The organism is Conyzicola sp. (assembly GCF_046714715.1).
Lineage (GTDB): Bacteria > Actinomycetota > Actinomycetes > Actinomycetales > Microbacteriaceae > Conyzicola.
The window spans coordinates 1-19,702 of record NZ_JBKKAD010000069.1; the positions used below are offsets into that span (position 1 = coordinate 1).

Below are 19,702 nucleotides of genomic sequence, written 5' to 3' on the forward strand. Positions count from 1 at the left end.
CCGCGGCCACTACCGCGGCGAGCGCGCCGGCCGCCAGGGCGCCGAAGCCGACGCGGCGCACGATGCGCGCCGGGCGGGCGCTGGCGCCGGGCGCTTCGACGGTGGAGACGAGCATCGCGCGCATCGCGTTCACCTGCTCCTGGCGCAGTCGTGGGTCGCTCATCGGTGGGTCCCTTCGAAGGATTCGGTCAGTGTCATGGCGGGGCGATGGGCCGCGAGATGGTCGGCGAGCGCCTTCTTGGCGAAATGCAGCCGCGACTTCACGGTGCCCGCCGGCACGCGCAGCACCCGCGCCGCCTCGGCGATGGTCAACCCCTCGATGATGCACAGCGTCACGATCATCTGATGGTTCTGCGACAGCGAGCCGAGGGCGGCCACGGCTGGACCGTCATCGAGCGCCTCGGCGGGATCGCGCACATCGTCCGAGGGCGGCACCCGATCGAGCAGGTCGCGGTACCGCCTGGCCGACCGGCTGATGTTCTGGGCCGCGTGCGTCGCGGTCACGAGCAGCCACGGCAGCAGCGAGCCGTCGACGAACCGCACGCTCGACCGCTTGCGCCACGCCTCGAGGAAGGCGACGGCGACCACGTCTTTGGCGTCGTCGAAGCTGGGCACGAGGGCCAGGCTGTGCCGGAACACCCGGTGCTGATGCCGTTCGAACACCGCGGCGAAGCTGTCGCCATCACCGGTGAGTGCGACCTGCCAGTATTCGGCGTCGGTCGTGGCGTTGGACATACCTGTATTGTCCGGCACCCCCTAGAAGGTTCATCCGGCCCCGAATCTTTTCGGACGCTAGAGAAGCGGCTTTCCGCCCGTCACAGCGACCACCGCCCCCGACATGTAGCTGGCCTCGTCGGAGGCGAGCAGCACGAAGGCGGGAGCGACCTCGCCGGGCTGACCGGCGCGCCCGAGCGGGGTATCGTCGCCGAAGCTCTCGACCTTCTCGGGCAGCATCGTCGAGGGGATGAGGGGCGTCCAGATCGGTCCGGGCACGACGACGTTGGCCCGGATGCCCTTCGGCCCGAGCAGCTGGGAGAGCGACGCGGTCATGTTCGTGATGGCGGCCTTGGTCGCCGCGTAGGGAAGCAGCTCGGGAGACGGGCTATCGGCCTGGATCGACGACGTCGCGATGATCGACGAGCCGCTGGTCATGTGGGCGGCCGCGGCCTTCGCCAGGTGGAAGTACGCGCTGAGGTTCGTGGCGAGGGTGTAGTCCCACTCGTCGTCGCCGATCTCGTCGAGCTCGGCGTGGGTGCGCTGGAAGGCCGCGTTGTGCACGAGCACGTCGACGCGGCCGAATCTCTCGACCGCGGTCGCGACGATCTGGCGGCAGTGCGCGGGGTCGGAGATGTCGCCGCGTACGAGTACGGCGGTACGGCCGGCCGCCTCGACGAGGAGGCGGGTGGCCTCGGCGTCGGCGTCTTCCTCGAGGTAGCTGATCAGCACATCGGCGCCCTCGCGGGCGAAGGCGATCGCCACCGCACGGCCGATGCCGCTGTCCGCTCCGGTGATGATCGTGGCCTTGCCCTCGAGCCGACCGGAACCGCGGTACGAGTCTTCGCCGTGGTCGGGCACCGGCGTCATCGCCTGGGTTGTGCCTGGGGCGTCCTGCTGCTGGGCCGGTTGCGACATTGCGCTCTCCTTGGGGTCGTTGTGGGTCAGCCCCAGTACACAACGATCGGCTTCCCGGGCGCGAGTGGTCGACAATGCCGCGCGGCTCGGATACGGCCCGTTCGGGGACCGTCTAGGTGGCCGCGTGCGGGACGGTCGAATCGGTGTCGGCCCACTGGGTGAGCGCGACGATGAATCCGCGTACGAGCCGGTCGAAGCTGCGATCCACGTCGGCGCTCAGCTGGAAGGCTCCGACGGTCTCGTAGGAGACGAATCCGTGCAGGGCAGAACGGAAGGCACGGATCGCATCGACCGCGTCGTCACCCTCGAGGCGGTAGGCGGTCAGCACGTCGGCGATGATCTGTACCGCCGCGAGCGAGACCGCTTCGTCTTCGACGTCTCCGGGCGCTGGCATGCGGTTGGACGCTTCGTACCTGGCCGGATGCGCGAGCGCCCAGCCTCGGTAGGCGTGTGACATCGCGGTGATGGCGTCGGCTCCCGAGCGGCCGACCGAGGCACGGGCGAGAATCTCGCCGAGAGCCCGTTTGGCGTGGACGGCCATGTCGCGGTGCAGGCCGGCCATCGAGTCGATGTGCTTGTAGAGGGAGGGCTGCCGGACGCCGAGGCGCTCTGCCAAGGCGGCCAGCGTGAGTGTGCTGAGCCCGACTTCGTCGGCCATGACGGCTGCTTCTTCCGCGACCCGGTCGCGGTTCAGCCCCGCCCTAGGCACAGGCCGAGCGCTCGGAAATCGCGATAGTGCGCCCGAGAGGGTGAGCGGTGGTTCGATACATAAGCTAAGGGTCCCCCGCCGTCGGGCTAGTGTCAATAGCCGAATTCTCGAGCTCGAATTTTCCGGTTTAGCTATTGACGCTAGCTAAACGGGGATGCATACTAGCTGCATGACCACATCATCCCCGCCCCCGTCCCTCTCCACTCACTACGTTGCCCGCCCGGAAGGCCGCGTGGCATACGACCTCCAAGGCGATGGGCCGCTCCTGGTTCTCGTGCCCGGCATGGGCGAACTCCGCTCCTCGTACCGCCACCTGACCCCGGCTCTCGTCGCCGCCGGCTACTCGGTGGCGACCACCGACCTCCGCGGCCACGGTGACAGCGACACGTCGTTCACCTCGTACGGCGATATCGCCACCGCCGGCGACATCCACGCGCTCATCGAGCAGCTCGGCCGACCGGCGGTGATCGTCGGCAACTCCCTGGCCGCCGGCGCCGCGGTCATCGTCGCGGCCGACCACCCGGCTCAGGTCGACGGCCTCGTGCTCGTCGGTCCGTTCGTGCGCAATCCTCCGGCGAACGCGTTCATCACCCTCGCGTTTCGCGCGATGATGAACCCGCTCTGGATCGCTGCCGTCTGGAAGGGCTACATGCCCACCCTCTACGCCGGTCGCAAGCCCGTCGATTTCGACGAGTACCGCAGAGCAGTGGTCACGAGCCTGAAGCGCAGCGCCTACGGCAAAGCGTTCTCGCTCACCACCCGGCAGACGACACACGACCCCGCCGAGGCGAAGCTCGGCGCGGTGACCGCTCCGACGCTCGTCGTCATGGGCGACAAAGACCCCGACTTCAAAAACCCCGAAGCGGAGGCCCGCTTCATCGGCGACGCGCTCAGCGCCCAGGTGGTGATGGTGGCCGAGGCCGGCCACTACCCGCAGTCGCAGCAACCCGAGGTCACCGCCGACGCCGTGCTCTCCTTCCTCAAGACGATCCACCGCGCCTAGGGCCGGTGCCTCCGGCCCACCCCCGACCGCACAACCAAAGAAACGGATCCCATCATGAGCATCGTCCTGGCAACTACCATCCACATCGCTGCCACCCCCGAAGAAGTCTGGGAGGTCCTCTCCGACTTCTCTGCCTACGGCGAGTGGAGCAACTTCTCCCGCATCGACGGCGCACCAGTGGTCGGCACGAATCTCTCCATGCGTATGCCCGGCTTCTGGTTCACCTCGGCCGTCACCGCCGCCGACACGAATCGGCGGCTGCAATGGTCAGCAACCATCATCACGGCGGGCCTGTTTCTCGGGGAGCACAGCTTCACGCTCGTGCGCAGAGAAGACGGCACCACCCAGCTCGACAACAGCGAGACATTCTCCGGCGTGCTCACCAGGCCCTTCGAGGGATTCTTCGCGAAGAACCACGACGATGGTGGATACGCGGCGTTCAACCGGGCGCTGAAAAGCCGCGTCGAAGCTCGTGCGGCCCGCACGTCGCACCAGCTGCACGTTGCCTAGGGCGGCGCTCACCCGGCAACGCGTGATCGAGGCGGCAGCGGCTACCGCCGACGAGGTCGGTCTCGGGCACCTCACCCTGGCCGCCGTCGCCCAGCGGCTCGGGGTGAGGCAACCGTCGCTGTACAAGTACGTCGACGGGGTCGCCGACCTCCGGCACAGCGTTGGCGTCCGGGCCGCGCACGAGCTGAACGGCGTGCTCGTTCGGGCGACCGCCGGCAGAGCGGGATCGGATGCCATCCGCTCTCTCTCGCGGTCGTACCGCGAATGGGCCCACCTGCACCCGGCCACATACCAGGCGTCGCAGACGGCGGCCACTGCGTTCGACGTCATCTCGACCGTGCTGGGGTCGTACGACCTCGGTGCGGAGGAGACGATCGACGCCGCCCGAGCGACACGGTCGACCCTTCACGGCTTCCTGAGCCTCGAGAATCAGCGGGCGTTCGGAAGAGGCGTCGATATCGACCGCAGCTTCGAACGGCTGGTGCACGGGCTGATCGTCGCTCTCGACGATCGGCCCTGAGGGCCTAGGCGTCGTCGCGCAGGGAGCTGATCATGCTCTTCATGGCGGCGAAGGCACTCGCCCGGTCGGTCACACTCATGCCAGCCAGCATCCGCTCCTCGACCGAGCGAACCGCAACCGTCGCCTTCTGCAACTTCTGTCGACCGCGTGGCGTGAGCTGGGTCGGCAAGACCTTTCCGACGCGCGCCTCGGCGGGCCGGGTCACCTGCCCGTCACGCTCCAGGGCCTGCAGCAGCACGTTCATCGATTGCCGGGTCACGAACGTTCCCCGCGCGAGCTCGGAGTTGGACAGGCCAGGGCGCTGGGCGAGCAATTCGAGGCAGGAGTAGTGCGTCACGGTCATCCCGAGCGGGCGCAGCACTGCCTCCATGGCGGCGCGGAGGGCGCTCGACGCTTCCTTCAGCAGGTAGCCGAGCGATGTCTCGAGGTCGACTCCGTCTTGACTCATGTCAACATTCTGACATAGAGTGATTTATGTCAGATAACTGACACACACGAAAGAAGCATCATCATGCCCGTTACCGGCCCCGACTTCATTTCCCTCCAGACCCGCGATCTCGACGCGTCGCAGGCGTTCTACGAGCGCTACCTCGGCCTCGTCCGCTCGCAGGCGGGACCGCCCCACGCCGTCGTCTTCGAGACGACCCCGGTCGCGTTCGCGCTGCGCGACATCGTTGCCGGCACCGATCTCGCATCCGTCGCCCAGCCCGGCATCGGAGCCGCGATCTGGCTCCATGCCACCGAGGTCCAGGCCATCCACGACGCGCTCGTCGCCGACGGCCACACGATCGTCTCAGCCCCGATCGACGGCCCCTTCGGCCGCACCTTCACCTTCGCCGACCCCGACGGCTACCAGATCACCCTCCACGACCGGGCATAGGTCGCGACCCGCCGGCGTCGGGGCGGCGACGCTCAGTGCCCCTCCCGGTTGTGCACGACCGCGACCGGGCACGGGGTGTTCAGCAGGAGGTCGTGGCTGACGGAGCCGAGCACGATCCGGCGGAGGAAGCCGCGACCGTGGGTTCCGACCACAACGAGGTCCGCGTTTGTCGCCTCAACCGCGAGCGCCTGCGCAGCGCGGATGTCGGTGGTGTAGGCCGAGATCGACAGCCGCGGGTAGCGCACCAACAGATCGTCGACGGCGACCTTCAACGCTCCTTCCGCCGATTCCCGCACGTCGTCGCGGGTGACCGGTGCGATCAGGTCGGCACTGAGCAGGGCCGGCGGTATCGGCAGCGCGTGAACCAGCCGCAGCTCGCCATGCGTACGCTCGGCCTCCCTCGCCGCGAAGTCCGTCACGGCGAAGTCGGAGGGCTCCAGCGAAACTCCGGCGACGACGCCGCGCTCGCCCGCGGTCCATCCGGCCGGCACGACCACGACCGGGCAGGCGCTGTGGGTGACGACGCGCAGGGGCAGCGTGCCCGAGACGAATCCGGCCACGACCCCCGTCTTGTCGCTGCCCAGAATCAGCAGGTCTGCGCGCCCCGACACACCGACCAGCTGCTCCGACGGCGTTCCCCACAGCATGGTGGTCTCGATGACCGCACCGTGCAGGGCCGCGGCGAGCGTCTCCCTGGCCTCCCACAGCGCGTGTTCGTAGACCTTGCGGTACTCGATCTCGGCGGTGTTCGCCGGTATCCACCCGAGCTCGGCAACCGTGACGATCTCCACCTCGAGGTGGCCCGCGTTGGCGCGCCTCCGCTGCGTCAACCAGGCGAGCACGGGCTCGCTGATACCCCGGTTGTCAACGGCGACCATCAGTTTCTCGGACACGATTGCTCCCTGTCTCCTCTGCGGACGATAATCGGTGCAACGCCAGGACAATGCTGCTGGTCCGCGAGGGTTTGCGGCAGGGCCGAACGTCCTATGGGACGTCGAGCGACACACACGCGGCATCGCAGCTGGCAGCATCGCCGCGGTGACCGCGAACGGGTGAGCACCGTGACTGACACACAGGATCGCCTCGCCGGCGTGACCATCGACTCCGCGCTGTTACTGGCCGAGCGGAAACGCATCGCGCGCGACCTGAACGAACACGTTCTGCAACGCCTGTTCTGCGTCGGGCTAGAACTCGAGGCCGTGAACCTGTGCCCCGACGATGCTGCCGCCCGAGCCGGGGTCGCCTCGGCGATCAAGGCGCTCGACCACGGCATCGTCGAGCTCCGCGTCGTGCTGGCGCGGTTGTCTACGCCCATCGCCGCCCCGCCCGAGCTCGATCTCACCCTGCGGGAGCGCCAGCTCTTGCGGCTCATCTCGACGGGCATGACCAACCGGGAGATGGCCGACGAACTCGGTCTCGCCGAGAAGACGGTGAAGAACTACGTCTCGGGCCTGTTCTCCAAACTGGGCGTCACCCACAGGGCACAGGCGGCGGTGGTGGCGGTGCGGCTCGAACGCACGGCGCCGCGCCCACCGGCCGGCTACCCGGTGCGGGCGCGCAACTGAACCCTGTGGGACCTTCGGCCCTGCCCGCCCCACCCGCAACGGTGCACAGTGTGAGCATGCAGGCATCCGGATCTAAAGAAACGCCCGACCTCTCCGACACGATCGTCGTCGGCCACGACGGTTCCCGCGGAGGCGAAGCGGCGTTCGCTCTCGCACTGCGACTGGCCGAACGCCTGCGGGCGACGCTGCTCGTCGTGCGCGCCTGGACCATCGACACGGCCCCTCACGGCACGCTCGTGTCGGACGGCTATGTGGCATCGTTTGACGAGGCGTCCGCGAAGGTGGCGCGCATTCTCGAGGGCGACGTCGCGGCCCTCGTCGCCGCGCACCCGGAGGTGACCTTCCGGTTCACGGCCAAGTTCGGACAACCCGCGGCGGTGCTCATCTCCGCCTCCCCCGGTGCCCTGATGCTCGTCGTCGGGTCGCGCGGGCACGGCGGGTTCTCGAGCCTGCTGCTCGGTTCGGTCAGCGAGCAGTGCACGAGGCACGCGCACTGCCCGGTGCTCGTGGTCAGGCCGAGCGACCCCAAGGCCGGGACCGAGTCGTAGACCGATCGCACGCGACGATCCCCCGGCCGCGCACGGCCGGGGGATCGCGTGTGTCGCTCAGGCGATCTTGCGCCGGTAGACCATCATCGCGAAACCGTAGGCCACCACGAGGATCCCGACGCACCAGGCGAGAGCGATCCAGATGTCGCCACTCACCGCGCGACCCGCGAACAGGTCTTGGATCGTGTTCACGATCGAGGTGACCGGCTGGTTCTCGGCGAACGCGCGCACCGGGCCAGGCATGGTCTCGGTGGGCACGAAGGCCGAGCTGATGAACGGCAGGAAGATCAGCGGGTACGAGAACGCGCTCGCGCCGTCGATCGTCTTCGCCGACAGCCCGGCGATGACCGCGAGCCAGGTGAGCGCCAGCGTGAACAGCATCAGGATGCCGACGACCGCGAGCCACGCCCCGACACTCGCCGAGGTGCGGAACCCGATCGCCAGCGCCACCAGCACGATGAGCACGAGCGAGAGCGCGTTCGCGAACAGCGACGTCACCACGTGCGCCCACAGCACCGACGAGCGGGTGATCGGCATGGAGTGGAACCGCTCGAAGATACCGCTCTGCATGTCGTTGAACAGCCGCGCCGCCGTATAGGCGATGCCCGAGGCGATCGCGATCAGCATGATCCCTGGCAGTAGGTAGTTGACGTAGCTCTCACTGCCCGTATCGATCGCGCCGCCGAAGACGAAGACGAAGAGCAGCAACAGGGCGACCGGTGTGACCGCCGTGGTGATGATCGTGTCGACGCTGCGGGTGATGTGGCGCATCGAGCGGCCCAGCAAGACGGCGGTGTCTGAGAAGAAGTGGGTGCTCATGATCTGTCCTTTCTGGTTTCGGTCTTCGCGCCGTTGCCCACCAGGGCGAGGAAGATGTCTTCCAGGCTCGGCTGCTTCTCGACGTACTCGACCTTTGCGGGTGGCAGCAGCTGCTTGAGGTCGGCGAGGGTGCCGTTCGCGATGATGCGCCCCTCGTGCAGGATGGCGATACGGTCGGCGAGCTGCTCCGCCTCGTCGAGATACTGGGTGGTGAGCAGAACGGTGGTGCCCCGACCGGCGAGCTCCTTCACGACCTGCCACACCTCGAGGCGCGCTTCGGGGTCGAGTCCCGTCGTCGGCTCGTCGAGGAAGACCACCTTCGGCCGGCCGATGAGGCTCATCGCGATGTCGAGGCGGCGCCGCATGCCACCCGAGTAGGTCGAGACCTTCCGGGACGCGGCATCCGTCAGAGCGAAACGCGTGAGCAACTCGTCTGCCACCCCGCCAGGGTTCTTCAGGTGCCGCAGCTTTGCAACCAGCACCAGGTTCTCCCGGCCGGAGAGTATCTCGTCGACCGCCGCGAACTGACCGGTGAGGCTGATCGACTCGCGCACGCTGAGCGGGTCGGCGGTGACGTCGAACCCGTTGACCGTCGCCGTCCCGGAATCGGGCCGCAGCAGCGTCGACAGGATGCGCACGATCGTGGTCTTCCCCGCGCCGTTCGAACCGAGGAGGGCGAAGATGCTGCCCGGCGCCACGTCGAAGTCGACGCCGCGGAGCACGTGCAACTCCTTGAAGGACTTGTGCAGGTTCTGTACCCGGATCGCCGCTTCGCGATCCCGTTCGGTTGTCATATCTCGTTCCCTTTCTTCCTGTATTCGGATGTCCCGGGCTACCGGGCCCGTTGGACGGTGATGTCGCCGAACTGCGTGCGGGCGCGCACCGCGACGGCCTGTTCCGTGTCGTCGGGGGCGCGGTCGCCGTCGAGCTGGTTGCGCACGCGCCCGTCTTTCGACGACAGGTCGAGCCAGGCGGGAACGCCCGGCCGCACGCCGATGGTCGCCTGGCCGTGGCCGCTCTCGATCTGGATCGAACCGCCCGACACCTCGTGCAGCTTGATGGCGCCGTACGCGGTTTTCGCCGTGACGGAGGCGAGCGCCCTCGTGATCTCCAGGTCGCCGTAGGAGAGCTTGGCCTCGAGGTCACCGCCGGACTCGCCGACCTCGATGCTTCCATGCGACGCCTTGAGGTTCGCGTCGCCGGTGATCGTGCCTACCCGGATCTGGCCGTGGTCGGCGGTGATCTCGATGTCGCCGTCGGCCGTGCCGACGGTCACGTTGCCGTGCCCGGCGCGCAGCCACAGGTGGCCGACGGAGTCGAGGTCGACGGGCCCCATCGAGCTCTTGATCCGGGTCGCCCCGAGGGTGCCGGCGGCGCTCAGGCCGCCGAGCGAGACCTCGGCGGTGAGCCGGGAGCCCGTGGGCAGCTCGACCCTGACGTCGACGGACTCGGACGGGCCGATGATGGCGAAGCGGGGCTTCGGCCCCGTGACGGTGACCCGGTTGCCGTCGAAGTCGACCGTGGTTTCTTCGGCGCCGCGCCGGTCGACGACCTTCGACGGACTGGTGGGCGACACGGTCACTACGGTGTCGCCGCGGTCGCTGGCAACGATCTCGAGGAGGCCGACCGGCAGGTTGACGGCGAGGTCGATCGGGCTGGGGGTGGTGAAAATGGGCATGGTGAAGCGTCCCTTCCTATGGGCGTGTTCGGTCGACCCCGTGGGTTCGCGGGGCTCGTGGATGGTGCGCGGTGGGGGGGCCGGGGCCTAGCGCGCCCACCCGGCGAAGTTGTCGCCGGTGCGCACCGCGCGCTGCGCCGACCGGCGTTGTTTGGGCTGCAGCGCCGAGGCGATGGCGCGCACGAGCCATGAGTTGACGGACAGGCCGTCGGCCGCTGCCGCTTCGTCGACCCGCATTTTGAGCGCGTCAGGCAGGCGCAGGGTCGTGCGCGAGGTGCTGGCATCGTCCAGGTCGACGTGCGCCACGGGCGCGTCGTCGGGGTCGGCCTCGGGGCCGGGCTGGGAGACGACGAACTCGACCTCGCGCCCGCGCAACCGCAGGTCGACCGAGCCCGGTGCGAGGTCGCGGGTGATCTCGCCGACCGCGGCCGATAGGGCGTCGAGCAGCACGAGGCGAGTCGCGGCATCCAACCCGGCGGCGAGCCGCTCGGCGGCAGCGCGGGTGTCGTCCGCGCCGTTCGCCGCGGCATCCACCAGCTGTCGCTGCAGTTCGTTGACGTACTGTCCGAGTTCCATTGCACCATCGTGACACCACTGTGGTGTCATGTCAACCACCAATGGTGTCAGGGAGGTGTCAGTCGGCTACGGCGACGCCCAGCCACTCGGCCAGATCGGCGATCTCGGCTCGCACCATCTCGTCTTCTTCGGCGTCGAACGGCAGCAGCTCGTGCACCGCGGCCACCACGAGCAGTTCGTTGTTGCCGTCGACCTCCGCCTCGAGCATCCCGACGAATCGGTCGCCCATCAGGATCGGGTGCGCAAAGTAGCCGTATCTGCGCTGCGGTTTCGGCTTGAACTGTTCCAGCACATACTCGAACTCGAACAGGTCGCGCAGTCGCGGCCGGTCGAACAGCATGCCGTCGTACGGGCTCAGGAATGCCACTCGCCCTCCGTCGTCCCGCTCGACCGCGGCGAGCGCCTGCGGGTCGACCCGCCACTTCTGGCGCATCCCGTCGATCGTCGCGGGTTCGCCGGCCTCCCCCACGGGTGTCCACGGTGATTTCTGTCGGGCGATGCCGGCCGCCTGCAGCCGCCGCTCGTTCAGCAGCCGTTCGGCCTCATCGTGCTCGTGCTCTGGCAGGCCGGCCGGGTAGACGCGTTCGGCGAGGTCCCACCGGCGGTGTCGGCCCTCCCGCCCGGCGACGGCCACCTCGCCCTGCTTCTGCAGGAAGTCGAGCATGTGCACCACCTGGTTCGGCCCCGACCAGCCGTCGGGCGGGCGCGTGACCTGGGCCGTGTCGGGTATCTCCGACGCCAGCAGCGGTCCCTCCGCCCGCAGCCGGGCGAGCACCTCGGTGCGAAACCGGTCGTTGCCGTCGAGCCACTCCCGGCTGCGCGGGTGGGTGGGCCAGCGCCGCATCGCCGGCAGCATGAGCGGCAGCAGGCTCACCGGCCTAAACGCCCCCTCGAACTCGAACAACAGCCGGTCGACCTCCACCGCCTTCCGCAGCCAAGACGGGTCGTAGGCCGATCCCAGTCGAGACCAGAGGATGGTGTGCTCGGCCGGCGCGATGGTGGCGGTCGGGTCGATCTTGATCGCGCCCAGTTCCTCGGCGACCCCGACGACGTCGGTCGGCCGGTCGGCATCGAGCAGTTGGGCGCGCACCACGATGCGCCGGGCCTGGTCGCGCGTGAGCTGGTGCGTCACGCGTTCGACGATACTGTTGCCGGCGCGCGTCGGGTAGGCCCGCAGCTGCGCGGTTAACCGGCCGCGCGCGCAGGGGCGAGCGGCGTGGGGCCGAGCAGCGTCGCCTCGGGATTCTTCAGAACCGAACGGGCCGCCGCCCGGAAGCTGCGCATCGCGCGGCCCCAGTATTCGATCGGCGAAACGCCGCACGCCCGGAGAGCCTGGCCGTGGTCTACGACCAGAACTGTCGCCGCCCCCGCGGCGACCACGCCCCACGCGACGCCGACGAGGGCACGCAGTGGCATCGGCGTACCTCGGAACCCGACGCGCAGCCGATCGACCTGGAAACGGATGTGGTCGCGCTCGTCGTCGGCGATGCGTCGCCCGACGGCTCGCAGAACCGGGTCGGGAGCGCGCTCGGCCAGTGCGACGAAGTATCCCATCGCCACGCTCTCCGCGATCAGAAACAAGCCGATCTCCGTGCGCAGGCCGAGCAGACGGCGCAACCGGGTAAACGCGGCATCGCTCCAGTGGGAGTCGAGCGTGGGAGCGCCGAGGTACCCGAGCGCGCGACCGAACAGGGCGGAATGCTTCTGCTCTTCGCGCACGAGCAGGGTCAGCGCCTCCGTGTAGGCGGGGTCGCCGGCGGCGGCTGCCAGGTCGAGCAGATGCGCACCCTCGCCGCTCTCCCCGAGCTCGAACCGCTGGAATGATCGCACGAACGCACCCCTGGCGCGTCCCTGAACCTCCGCGGGGGATGACCAGTCGATCATCGGCTCCGTCGCGCGATGGTGCTCGTCATTGGCCTCGAAGTGCACGACCCAGTCGTCAAACGATGTCATTCGGCCTCCCGTCGTTCTCGACTCTAGGCCGGGATTCCGGCGGGCGCGTCATCACTGCGAATGACGCTCGGGCGCCGGCCACCGCCCGACCGGTGGACGCATTTCGCCACCCTGCGGCCGGAGAATCCCGGCGAACCGCGAGGAGCGTGGAACGGGCGTTGACAGGGCGCGTCGCCGTTTGCGAACATGTGGCAGACGCGGTGCGGATGCCGCGGCTCACCCGACCTCGAAGCGGAGGAGATCCCCGTGCCCGGCAGCATCCACATCGACCTGTTCACCACGTTGGACGGGGTCTCACAGGCCCCCGGCGGGCCCGACGAAGACAACGAGGGCGGCTTCGCGTTCGGCGGGTGGCAGGCCCCGCTGATCGACACCATCGTCGGCAGCCAGGTCATCGACGGCATCCGGGAGGCCGACGCCCTGCTGCTCGGCCGCCGCACCTACGACATCTTCGCCGGCTACTGGCCGGGACAGCTCGACTCCGACTCCGAGATCGCGCGCGCGTTCGACGCGATCCCGAAGTACGTCGCGTCGCGGGGCACGCCCGAACTCCCTTGGCGCGACTCGCATCTTCTCGCACCCGACCTCGCCGCAGCGGTGACGGACCTTCGCAACCGGCACCGCAGCATCCACGTCGTCGGCAGCATCGATTTCGCCCGCTCTCTCGTCGCGCACGGACTGTTCGACGTGCTGAACCTGTGGGTCTATCCGATCGTCGTCGGCGCCGGCAAACGGCTGTTCCCCGACGACGGTCAGCCCGCCACCCTCGAACTGCTCGCCCCTCCCGCCCCCTCGGAGAGGGGCGCGGTGCTGCTGCGCTACGGCCCGGCAGGAGGAGCGCCCGAGACCGGCGACATGACGGCCTGAACCCCCGGCGCGGAGTGTTTGCCCGCGCCTGCTAGGCTCGCCCCCGATAGCGCCTAGGGTTCCGGGACACACAGTCCGTCTGGTTCGAGCGGCGCCACGGTTGCCCGCCATCGGACGCCGTCATCTCAAGGGATAGAAGCCTGGAGGACCACTGTGTCGCGCCCTCGCGCGAGCCAGGAAGGTCCCCGTGTCTGCTTTCGCTTTCGTTCTCGTGTTGTCTGCTGCCGTCTGTCACGCGGCGTGGAACGTGGTCGCCCACGGCGTGAGCCGGGTCGGCGTGCCGTTCCTGTGGTGGGGCGCGCTCGCGAGCACTGTGATCTGGGCCCCCGTGATCCCGCTGACCGGCGGCCTCGGCCAGAACGGGCCCGACCTCGTGGCCGGGTTCGCCATCGGCGCCGGGGTCTCGGGGGTGCTGCACGTCGTCTACATGCTCGTGCTTCAGCAGGGGTACGCGCGCGGCCGGCTGTCGACCGTCTACGCCACGGCGCGCGGCACGGGTCCGGCGCTGAGTTCGTTTCTCGCCGTCGTTCTGCTCGGCGAGCACGTGGGCCTGCTCGCGGTGCTCGGCATCGCGGTGATCGTCGCGGGCGTCGTGGCCACGGGGCTCATCGACCGCGCCGATCCCGTGCCCGGTATTCGGCGACGCCTCGACCCGAGCATCGTCTTCGGCGTGCTGACGGGGGCCGCGATCGCAACATACACGATCTGGGACACGCACGCGCTGCGCACGTGGGACCTGTCGCCGGTGGCGTTTATGGTCGGATGCACCGTGGTGGAGCTGTTCCTCTACGCACCACGCGTCTACCGGCGCCGGGGCGAGATGCTCGCCGTCGGCCGCGCGCACTGGCCGCGCATCCTGGCGTTCGGCGTGCTCTCGCCACTGTCGTACATCCTCGTGCTGACGGCTGTGACCATGGCGCCGGTCGCGCTCGTGGCGCCCCTCCGCGAGGTGAGCGTGGTGCTGGTGTCGCTGTTCGGCGTGGTGGTGTTGCGGGAGGGCTCGGCGGTGCGACGCGTCGCGGCCTCGGTCGTGGTGGTGGGCGGGGTGCTGCTGCTCGCCTGGTGAGCGGGGGCGGTCAGCGGCCGAGCGGCCGGATGAAGTGGTCCCCTTCGGGGTGGCGTCCTGACGCCGAGACGGTGAACCGCACGATGTCGCTGCGGTACCGATCATCCGAGGCCTCTATCGTGCGTCCGTCGGTGTGGCGGGTGATCCGGCGGAGGCGCAGGATGGGCGCGCCCGGTTCCAGCCCGAGCAGCGACGCGTCCGTCTCGTCCGCGGCCACGGCATCGATCTCGTGGTCGACCTCGGCAGACATCCAGCCGCGCGACTCGAGAAACTCGGTGATCGAAACGGTGTCGAGATCGACGTCGAACAGGTGCCGGCCGACGGGTTCGATGTAGGTGAGACGCTCGACCATCGTCGGTCGGTCGTCGAGCGACCGCAGCCGCAGCACCTCGACCACGAGGTCGCCCTCGGTGACCCCGAGCAGGGCCGCCTGTTCGCTGTCGGACCGGCGCAGGCTCACCCGCTGCGTCACCGCTCCCGGCTTCGCGCCGATGTCGAGGGCCCACCGGGTGAACGGGATGGAAACGTCGACGGCCTGGTGCACCTTGCGTTCGATCACCCGGCCGGGTCGGCCGCGGGTGGTCTCGATGAGCCCTTCGGCGCGCAGGGCCGCGAAGGCATTGCGGATCGGGCCCCGCGACGTGTTCCACCGTTCGGCGAGCTCGCTCTCCGACGGCACGTCGTCGCCCGGGCGGAGGCGCCCCGCCTGGATCGCCGACCGCAACTCGTCGGCTATCTGCTTGTACATAACGTCGGCCACGTAGGCACCCTACTCGGAACGGGGTTTTGGGACAGTCGCGGCCCGCCGTGTCTTCCTCCCGGCCACTTAGGTGAACAAGTCCTAAACACTGGACGAGATAGGTATACAAGTAGTACGGGGTCGGGGAGGATTTTGCACGTCCCCACCGACTCTGCCCGAAAGGCGATCATGATCACCCGCTCTCGCATCTCGCTCGCGACGCTCGCCGTCGCCGGTACCCTGACTCTCGCACTCACCGGCTGCTCCAGCGCAGCATCCTCCACCGACTCCTCCGCAGCCGATTCCGAGGGCGGATACGCCGTCGACTCCGAGACGCTCGTCTTCGGCGTCGTGCCCGACTCGGTCGACACCGAGACCAACTACCAGCCGCTCATGGACTACATCGCCCAGGAGACCGGCAAGACCGTCGAGTACCACGAGTCGACCGACTACGCCGCCCTCATCGAGGCGTCGATCGCCGGCCAGATCGACGTCGCGTCGTTCTCGGGCTTCACCTACGTCACCGCCACCAACAACGGCGCCGAGCTGACCCCGATCTCGTCGATCATCACGGCCGAGGGCCAGGAGCCCGGCTACTACTCCGAGGCGATCGTGCCCGTGGGCAGCGACATCGCCTCCATCGAAGACATGAAGGGTAAGAAGGTCTGCTTCGTCGACCCGTCGTCGACCTCCGGCTACCTCTTCCCCAGCTACAACCTGATCGAGGCCGGCGTCGACCCCGAGGCCGACATCACCCCCGTGTTCGCGGGCAAGCACGACGTGAGCGTGCAGAAGGTCGGCGAGGGCGTCGAGTGCGAGGCCGGCTTCGCGGAAGACAGCGAAGTGGCCAAGTCCGACAAGGTCGAGGTCATCGCCCGCACGATGGTGCCCGGAGCCCCGATCGTGGAGTCGAATACCCTCCCCGACGACGTGAAGGACAAGCTGCGCGAGATCCTCTCCGAGGTCACCGCCGACGACATCGTCGCTGCCGGCATCGACAGCGCAGACTCCGACGGCTTCCGCAGCGTCTTCTACGCCACCACCCCGGTCGACGACGAGTACTACAACCAGATCCGCGACATCTGCGAGGCGACCGACGCCACGCAGTGCCAGAAGTAACCATCCAGCGGTACTGACGAACCCGATCCGGAGAATCCGATGACGACGACACCACCCACTGCGCCAGAGACCGTTGTCGAGCTGGCAGCGCTCACGAAACAGTTCGGTTCGACCACCGCGCTCGACGGGGTATCCCTCACCGTGCGCCGCGGCGAGATCGTCGTCTTGCTCGGACTCTCCGGGTCGGGCAAGTCCACCCTCCTACGCCACATCGACGCGCTCGAGCTGCCGACCAGCGGCTCTGTGACGGTGCTCGGCCAGGCGGTCGCCACCCTCGGCGGCCGTCGCCTGCGCACCCTGCGCGGCGGCGTCGGCTTCATCTTCCAGCAGTTCGAACTGGTGCCCTCGCTGTCGGTGCTCGAGAACGTGCTGACCGGTGCGCTCGCCACCCTGCGCGGTCCGCGCCTCGGACTGTGGAGCTACCCCAGATCGAAGAAACTGCGGGCGCTGCAGCACCTCGACCGCGTCGGCCTCCTCGACCGCGCGTACCAGCGGGCCGACACCCTCTCGGGCGGCCAGCAGCAACGCGTCGCGATCGCCCGGGCGCTGATGCAGAACCCGAGAATCCTGCTCGCCGACGAGCCCGTCGCCTCGCTCGACCCCGAGTCGAGCGACCAGGTCATGGCGCTGATCCGCGAGATCGCGGCCGAAGAGGGCCTCACCGTTCTCTGCAGCCTGCACCAGGTCGACCTCGCGATCGCGTGGGCCGACCGCATCGTCGGCCTCCGCCACGGCGCCGTCGTGCTCGACCTGCCGGCCGCCGGGCTCTCCAAGGCCGAGGTCATGGAGATCTACGGTCGGGTCGCGACGACGACCTCCGAACTGCACGCCGTGCAGTCCGAGCTGATGTCTCCCGAGGCCGCGCTGTGACGACCACACTCCCGCCGCGCACGACGGCACGGCCGACCGAGGCGAGCGTCGCCGAGCGGGCGCCGCGCCCGCGCCGCTCGCCGGAGCGCATCGCCGCCGTGCTCACCCTCGGCGCGCTCGTCGTCTTGGCGATCGCGGCACTGATCGAGATCGACATCTCCGTTCCCCGCATGATCGAGAGCTGGTCGAACGCCGAGCGCTTCTTCGTGCGGGTCGGAGCCATCACCTTCCCCGAACCCGCCGAACTGGTCGCGCTGACGGCGCAGACCCTCGGTCTCGTGCTCACCGGCACGCTGCTCGCGGCCGTGCTGTCGGTGCCGCTCGCCTACCTCGCCGCGTCGAACACCTCGCCGGGCAATGCCTGGCGCGGGCTCGCGCGGTTCCTCGGCGTGCTGGCGCGGGCCGTTCCCGACGTCGTTCTCGCCATGGTGTTCGTGCTGATGTTCTCGCTCGGCTCGCTGCCCGGCATTCTCGCCATCGGCATCCACTCGGTCGGAATGATCTCGAAGATGTTCGCCGACGCGATCGAACAGGTCGACGAGGGCCCCCGGCTCGCCATCCGCGCGGCGGGCGGCACGAAGTTCCAGGAGTTCACCGCGGGTGTGCTCCCGCAGGTGCTGCCCTCCTGGGTGGCCACCGTGCTGCACCGCAACGACATCAACCTGCGCGGCTCCGTCATCCTCGGCTACGTCGGCGTTGCCGGTTTGGGCCTCGAGATGTCGTACGCGTTCAAGTCGCTCGACTACGGGCGCGGCCTCGGCATCGCGATCGTCATCTTCGCGCTCTGCGTCGCCATGGAGATCATCTCCGGGTCGGTGCGCGCGGCCATGCTGGGCTCCGCCCACACGGGGTCGAGCCCAATCGACCGGCTCCTCCGTCGCATCCGCCCCACCAGGTCGCCCCGCCAACCGGCGGCCATCCGCGCGTCCACCCCGGAGTCGGCGCTGCGTCGCCCCTGGACTCCGGCCCGCGTGCGCAACACCGCCGCCGGCGTGATCGCCGCGGTCGCCGTCGTCGCGGCGGTGCTCGTCAGCGACATCCGCTGGGCCGACTTCGCGACCTTCTGGGCCCGCGTTCCGGCCGTCGCCGTGCAGTTCTGGCCGCCCTCGTTCGGCAGCTACGACGCGGCCACCATGGTCGAGGCGATGCGCGAGACGGTCGTGATCGCCCTCGCCGCCGCGCTGCTGACCGTCGTCGCGTCGGTCGTCGTCGGCTCGCTCGCCGCCCGCAACGTGGCGCCGAACGGCACGGCACGCGGCGCCTTCCGGCTGCTGCTCGTCACCGTGCGCGGCATTCCCGAGCTGATCCTGGCGATCGTGCTCATCGTGATCAGCGGGCTCGGCACTCAGGCGGGCACCATCGCCCTCGCGGTCGGCGGCATCGGCCTGCTCGGCAAGCTGATCGCCGACTCCCTCGAGGAAGTGAACAGCGGACCGGAACGCGCGCTGACCGCCACCGGCGCCAGCCGCCTGCAGGTGTACGCCGGCGCGACCGTTCCGCAGGCGTCCCGCGCGATGCTCGGCCACACCTTCTACCTGCTCGACACGAACATCCGCGCGGCTACCCTGCTCGGCATCGTGGGCGGCGGCGGCATCGGGTACTACCTGCTCAACTCCAGCCAGGGCTCCAACTACGCCACGGTCACCGCGATCGTGCTGATGATCCTGGTCACGGTGCTGATCGTCGAGGGACTCGCGATGTGGATGCGCCGGGTGTTCCGATGAGCGACCGCTTCGACCTGGCCGTCGTCGGCTCCGGCATCGTCGGCCTCGGTGCCGCCTACGCCGCCGCCCAGCGCGGACTGCGCGTCGTGGTGATCGACCGCACGGCCGAGCCCGTCGGCGCCACGGTGCGCAACTTCGGGCACCTCTGCTTCACCCCGCAGTCGGGCGACGCGCTGCGGTACGGACGCGCTTCGCGGGAGATCTGGATGCGCCTCGCGCGCGACGCCGGATTCTGGCTGCGCGAATCCGGCACCCACGTCGTCGCCCGGCACCGCGACGAGCTCGCACTGCTCGAGGCGTCCGCCGAGCACCTCGGCGCCGGCCTCGGCGACGCGCCGTCCCTGCGCATGCTCGACGCGGCGGAGACCGCGGCGGCCCTGCCCGTCGACGGAAGACTGCTGGTCGGGGGCGCCCTGCTGCCCTACGACCTGCAGACCGATCCGCGCTCGGCCGCGCCCGCGATCATCCGGCACCTGGTCTCCCTGGGCGTCGAATTCCGCATGCGCACCTCGGTCGGCCGGGTGGCGACGGAAACCGTCGAGACCAGCAGGGGCACCGTTTCGGCCGACACGGTCGTGGTCGCCGTGAACCACGACATCGACCAGCTGCTGCCCGAACTGGCCGAACACCACGGCATCGTGCGCTGCGCGCTGGACATGCTGCGCGTCGGCATCCCGCTCGCCCGGCCGCTGGCCGCGCCGCTGCTGACCGGGTGGTCGCTCATCCGCTACAGCGCGTTCGCGACGCTGCCGCAGGCCGCCGCCGTGCGCGAACGCCTGCACACCGAGCGGCCGGACCTCGCCGCCATCGACCTCAACCAGATGTACACCCAGCTTCCCGACGGGAGCCTCATCGTCGGCGACTCGCATCACAAGTCGGTGACCCCCTCACCCTTCCAGAGCGAGGTGACGAGCGACCTGCTGC

Annotated in this window: 24 protein-coding genes; 12 read left to right on the forward strand and 12 right to left on the reverse strand. The window is 69.2% G+C overall.

Annotation, left to right across the window (positions count from 1 at the left end; genetic code table 11):
* Positions 1-159 precede the first annotated feature (159 nt).
* The 3 genes from ACLQ6X_RS05655 to ACLQ6X_RS05665 form a co-directional block, all read right to left on the reverse strand.
* The gene (locus ACLQ6X_RS05655; RefSeq protein WP_411699196.1) at positions 160-735 is read right to left on the reverse strand and encodes an RNA polymerase sigma factor; all 576 of its coding nucleotides are present in this window, start codon (positions 733-735) and stop codon (positions 160-162) included.
* 57 nt (positions 736-792) lie between these two features.
* Positions 793-1,632 carry an SDR family oxidoreductase gene (locus ACLQ6X_RS05660; protein WP_411699197.1) on the reverse strand — a complete coding sequence of 280 codons (840 nt, stop codon included), beginning with the start codon at positions 1,630-1,632 and terminating at the stop codon, positions 793-795.
* A gap of 112 nt (positions 1,633-1,744) precedes the next feature.
* The gene (locus ACLQ6X_RS05665; RefSeq protein WP_411699198.1) at positions 1,745-2,290 is read right to left on the reverse strand and encodes a WHG domain-containing protein; all 546 of its coding nucleotides are present in this window, start codon (positions 2,288-2,290) and stop codon (positions 1,745-1,747) included.
* 220 nt (positions 2,291-2,510) lie between these two features.
* Here ACLQ6X_RS05665 and ACLQ6X_RS05670 point away from each other — a divergent pair, with 220 nt between their 5' ends.
* The 3 genes from ACLQ6X_RS05670 to ACLQ6X_RS05680 are packed head-to-tail and all read left to right on the forward strand — an operon-like array spanning position 2,511 to position 4,374.
* On the forward strand, positions 2,511-3,344 hold the full coding sequence (locus ACLQ6X_RS05670) for an alpha/beta fold hydrolase (protein ID WP_411699199.1): 834 nt from the start codon (positions 2,511-2,513) through the stop codon (positions 3,342-3,344).
* A gap of 54 nt (positions 3,345-3,398) precedes the next feature.
* Positions 3,399-3,854, forward strand: a complete 456-nt coding sequence (locus tag ACLQ6X_RS05675) for an SRPBCC family protein (RefSeq protein WP_411699200.1) — start codon at positions 3,399-3,401, stop codon at positions 3,852-3,854.
* Positions 3,855-3,876: 22 nt separating this feature from the next.
* Positions 3,877-4,374, forward strand: a complete 498-nt coding sequence (locus ACLQ6X_RS05680) for a TetR/AcrR family transcriptional regulator (protein ID WP_411699201.1) — start codon at positions 3,877-3,879, stop codon at positions 4,372-4,374.
* 4 nt (positions 4,375-4,378) lie between these two features.
* Here the strand turns inward: ACLQ6X_RS05680 and ACLQ6X_RS05685 are convergent, their stop codons facing one another.
* Positions 4,379-4,822, reverse strand: a complete 444-nt coding sequence (locus ACLQ6X_RS05685) for a MarR family winged helix-turn-helix transcriptional regulator (protein ID WP_411699202.1) — start codon at positions 4,820-4,822, stop codon at positions 4,379-4,381.
* Between the two features lie 63 nt (positions 4,823-4,885).
* Here ACLQ6X_RS05685 and ACLQ6X_RS05690 point away from each other — a divergent pair, with 63 nt between their 5' ends.
* Positions 4,886-5,254, forward strand: a complete 369-nt coding sequence (locus tag ACLQ6X_RS05690; protein WP_411699203.1) for a VOC family protein — start codon at positions 4,886-4,888, stop codon at positions 5,252-5,254.
* A 32-nt stretch (positions 5,255-5,286) separates the two neighbouring features.
* Here ACLQ6X_RS05690 and ACLQ6X_RS05695 read toward each other — a convergent pair whose 3' ends face one another.
* A complete protein-coding gene (locus tag ACLQ6X_RS05695; protein ID WP_411699204.1) occupies positions 5,287-6,147 on the reverse strand; it encodes a universal stress protein in 861 nt (286 codons plus the stop codon).
* A 168-nt stretch (positions 6,148-6,315) separates the two neighbouring features.
* On the opposite strand from ACLQ6X_RS05695, the gene ACLQ6X_RS05700 reads away from it, so the two are divergent.
* Together ACLQ6X_RS05700 and ACLQ6X_RS05705 are read left to right on the forward strand one after the other, a co-directional pair.
* The gene (locus tag ACLQ6X_RS05700; protein ID WP_411699205.1) at positions 6,316-6,819 is read left to right on the forward strand and encodes a helix-turn-helix transcriptional regulator; all 504 of its coding nucleotides are present in this window, start codon (positions 6,316-6,318) and stop codon (positions 6,817-6,819) included.
* 56 nt (positions 6,820-6,875) lie between these two features.
* Positions 6,876-7,367: a universal stress protein gene (locus ACLQ6X_RS05705; RefSeq protein WP_411699206.1), complete on the forward strand. Its 492-nt coding sequence runs from the start codon at positions 6,876-6,878 to the stop codon at positions 7,365-7,367.
* Between the two features lie 57 nt (positions 7,368-7,424).
* Here the strand turns inward: ACLQ6X_RS05705 and ACLQ6X_RS05710 are convergent, their stop codons facing one another.
* The 6 genes from ACLQ6X_RS05710 to ACLQ6X_RS05735 form a co-directional block, all read right to left on the reverse strand.
* Positions 7,425-8,186, reverse strand: coding sequence for an ABC transporter permease (locus ACLQ6X_RS05710; protein ID WP_411699207.1), 762 nt, complete (start codon positions 8,184-8,186; stop codon positions 7,425-7,427).
* The gene (locus ACLQ6X_RS05715) at positions 8,183-8,980 is read right to left on the reverse strand and encodes an ABC transporter ATP-binding protein (protein WP_411699208.1); all 798 of its coding nucleotides are present in this window, start codon (positions 8,978-8,980) and stop codon (positions 8,183-8,185) included. Before ACLQ6X_RS05715 ends, ACLQ6X_RS05710 begins: the two co-directional genes overlap by 4 nt.
* 38 nt (positions 8,981-9,018) lie before the next feature.
* Positions 9,019-9,864 carry a DUF4097 family beta strand repeat-containing protein gene (locus tag ACLQ6X_RS05720; RefSeq protein WP_411699209.1) on the reverse strand — a complete coding sequence of 282 codons (846 nt, stop codon included), beginning with the start codon at positions 9,862-9,864 and terminating at the stop codon, positions 9,019-9,021.
* Between the two features lie 87 nt (positions 9,865-9,951).
* The gene (locus tag ACLQ6X_RS05725) at positions 9,952-10,440 is read right to left on the reverse strand and encodes a histidine kinase (protein WP_411699210.1); all 489 of its coding nucleotides are present in this window, start codon (positions 10,438-10,440) and stop codon (positions 9,952-9,954) included.
* A 58-nt stretch (positions 10,441-10,498) separates the two neighbouring features.
* Positions 10,499-11,572 (reverse strand): DNA glycosylase AlkZ-like family protein, encoded by a 1,074-nt coding sequence (locus tag ACLQ6X_RS05730; protein ID WP_411699211.1) that lies wholly within the window; start codon positions 11,570-11,572, stop codon positions 10,499-10,501.
* Positions 11,573-11,625: 53 nt separating this feature from the next.
* A complete protein-coding gene (locus ACLQ6X_RS05735) occupies positions 11,626-12,393 on the reverse strand; it encodes a ferritin-like domain-containing protein (protein ID WP_411699212.1) in 768 nt (255 codons plus the stop codon).
* A gap of 246 nt (positions 12,394-12,639) precedes the next feature.
* Here ACLQ6X_RS05735 and ACLQ6X_RS05740 point away from each other — a divergent pair, with 246 nt between their 5' ends.
* Positions 12,640-13,260, forward strand: a complete 621-nt coding sequence (locus tag ACLQ6X_RS05740) for a dihydrofolate reductase family protein (protein WP_411699213.1) — start codon at positions 12,640-12,642, stop codon at positions 13,258-13,260.
* A gap of 187 nt (positions 13,261-13,447) precedes the next feature.
* Complete coding sequence (locus ACLQ6X_RS05745; RefSeq protein ID WP_411699214.1) at positions 13,448-14,326, forward strand: EamA family transporter; 879 nt, start codon at positions 13,448-13,450, stop codon at positions 14,324-14,326.
* Positions 14,327-14,336: 10 nt separating this feature from the next.
* On the opposite strand, the gene ACLQ6X_RS05750 is transcribed toward ACLQ6X_RS05745, so the two are convergent.
* The gene (locus tag ACLQ6X_RS05750; protein WP_411699215.1) at positions 14,337-15,086 is read right to left on the reverse strand and encodes a GntR family transcriptional regulator; all 750 of its coding nucleotides are present in this window, start codon (positions 15,084-15,086) and stop codon (positions 14,337-14,339) included.
* Positions 15,087-15,254: 168 nt separating this feature from the next.
* Between ACLQ6X_RS05750 and ACLQ6X_RS05755 the strand changes: the two genes are divergently transcribed.
* The 4 genes from ACLQ6X_RS05755 to ACLQ6X_RS05770 form a co-directional block, all read left to right on the forward strand.
* Positions 15,255-16,184: a phosphate/phosphite/phosphonate ABC transporter substrate-binding protein gene (locus tag ACLQ6X_RS05755; RefSeq protein WP_411699216.1), complete on the forward strand. Its 930-nt coding sequence runs from the start codon at positions 15,255-15,257 to the stop codon at positions 16,182-16,184.
* Positions 16,185-16,223: 39 nt separating this feature from the next.
* The gene (gene phnC, locus ACLQ6X_RS05760) at positions 16,224-17,054 is read left to right on the forward strand and encodes a phosphonate ABC transporter ATP-binding protein (protein ID WP_411699217.1); all 831 of its coding nucleotides are present in this window, start codon (positions 16,224-16,226) and stop codon (positions 17,052-17,054) included.
* The gene (locus tag ACLQ6X_RS05765; RefSeq protein ID WP_411699218.1) at positions 17,051-18,778 is read left to right on the forward strand and encodes a PhnE/PtxC family ABC transporter permease; all 1,728 of its coding nucleotides are present in this window, start codon (positions 17,051-17,053) and stop codon (positions 18,776-18,778) included. The genes phnC and ACLQ6X_RS05765 overlap by 4 nt, the downstream gene beginning before the upstream one ends.
* The coding region (locus ACLQ6X_RS05770) for a TIGR03364 family FAD-dependent oxidoreductase (RefSeq protein ID WP_411699219.1) at positions 18,775-19,702 on the forward strand (928 nt) is incomplete at its 3' end. The genes ACLQ6X_RS05765 and ACLQ6X_RS05770, both read left to right, overlap by 4 nt.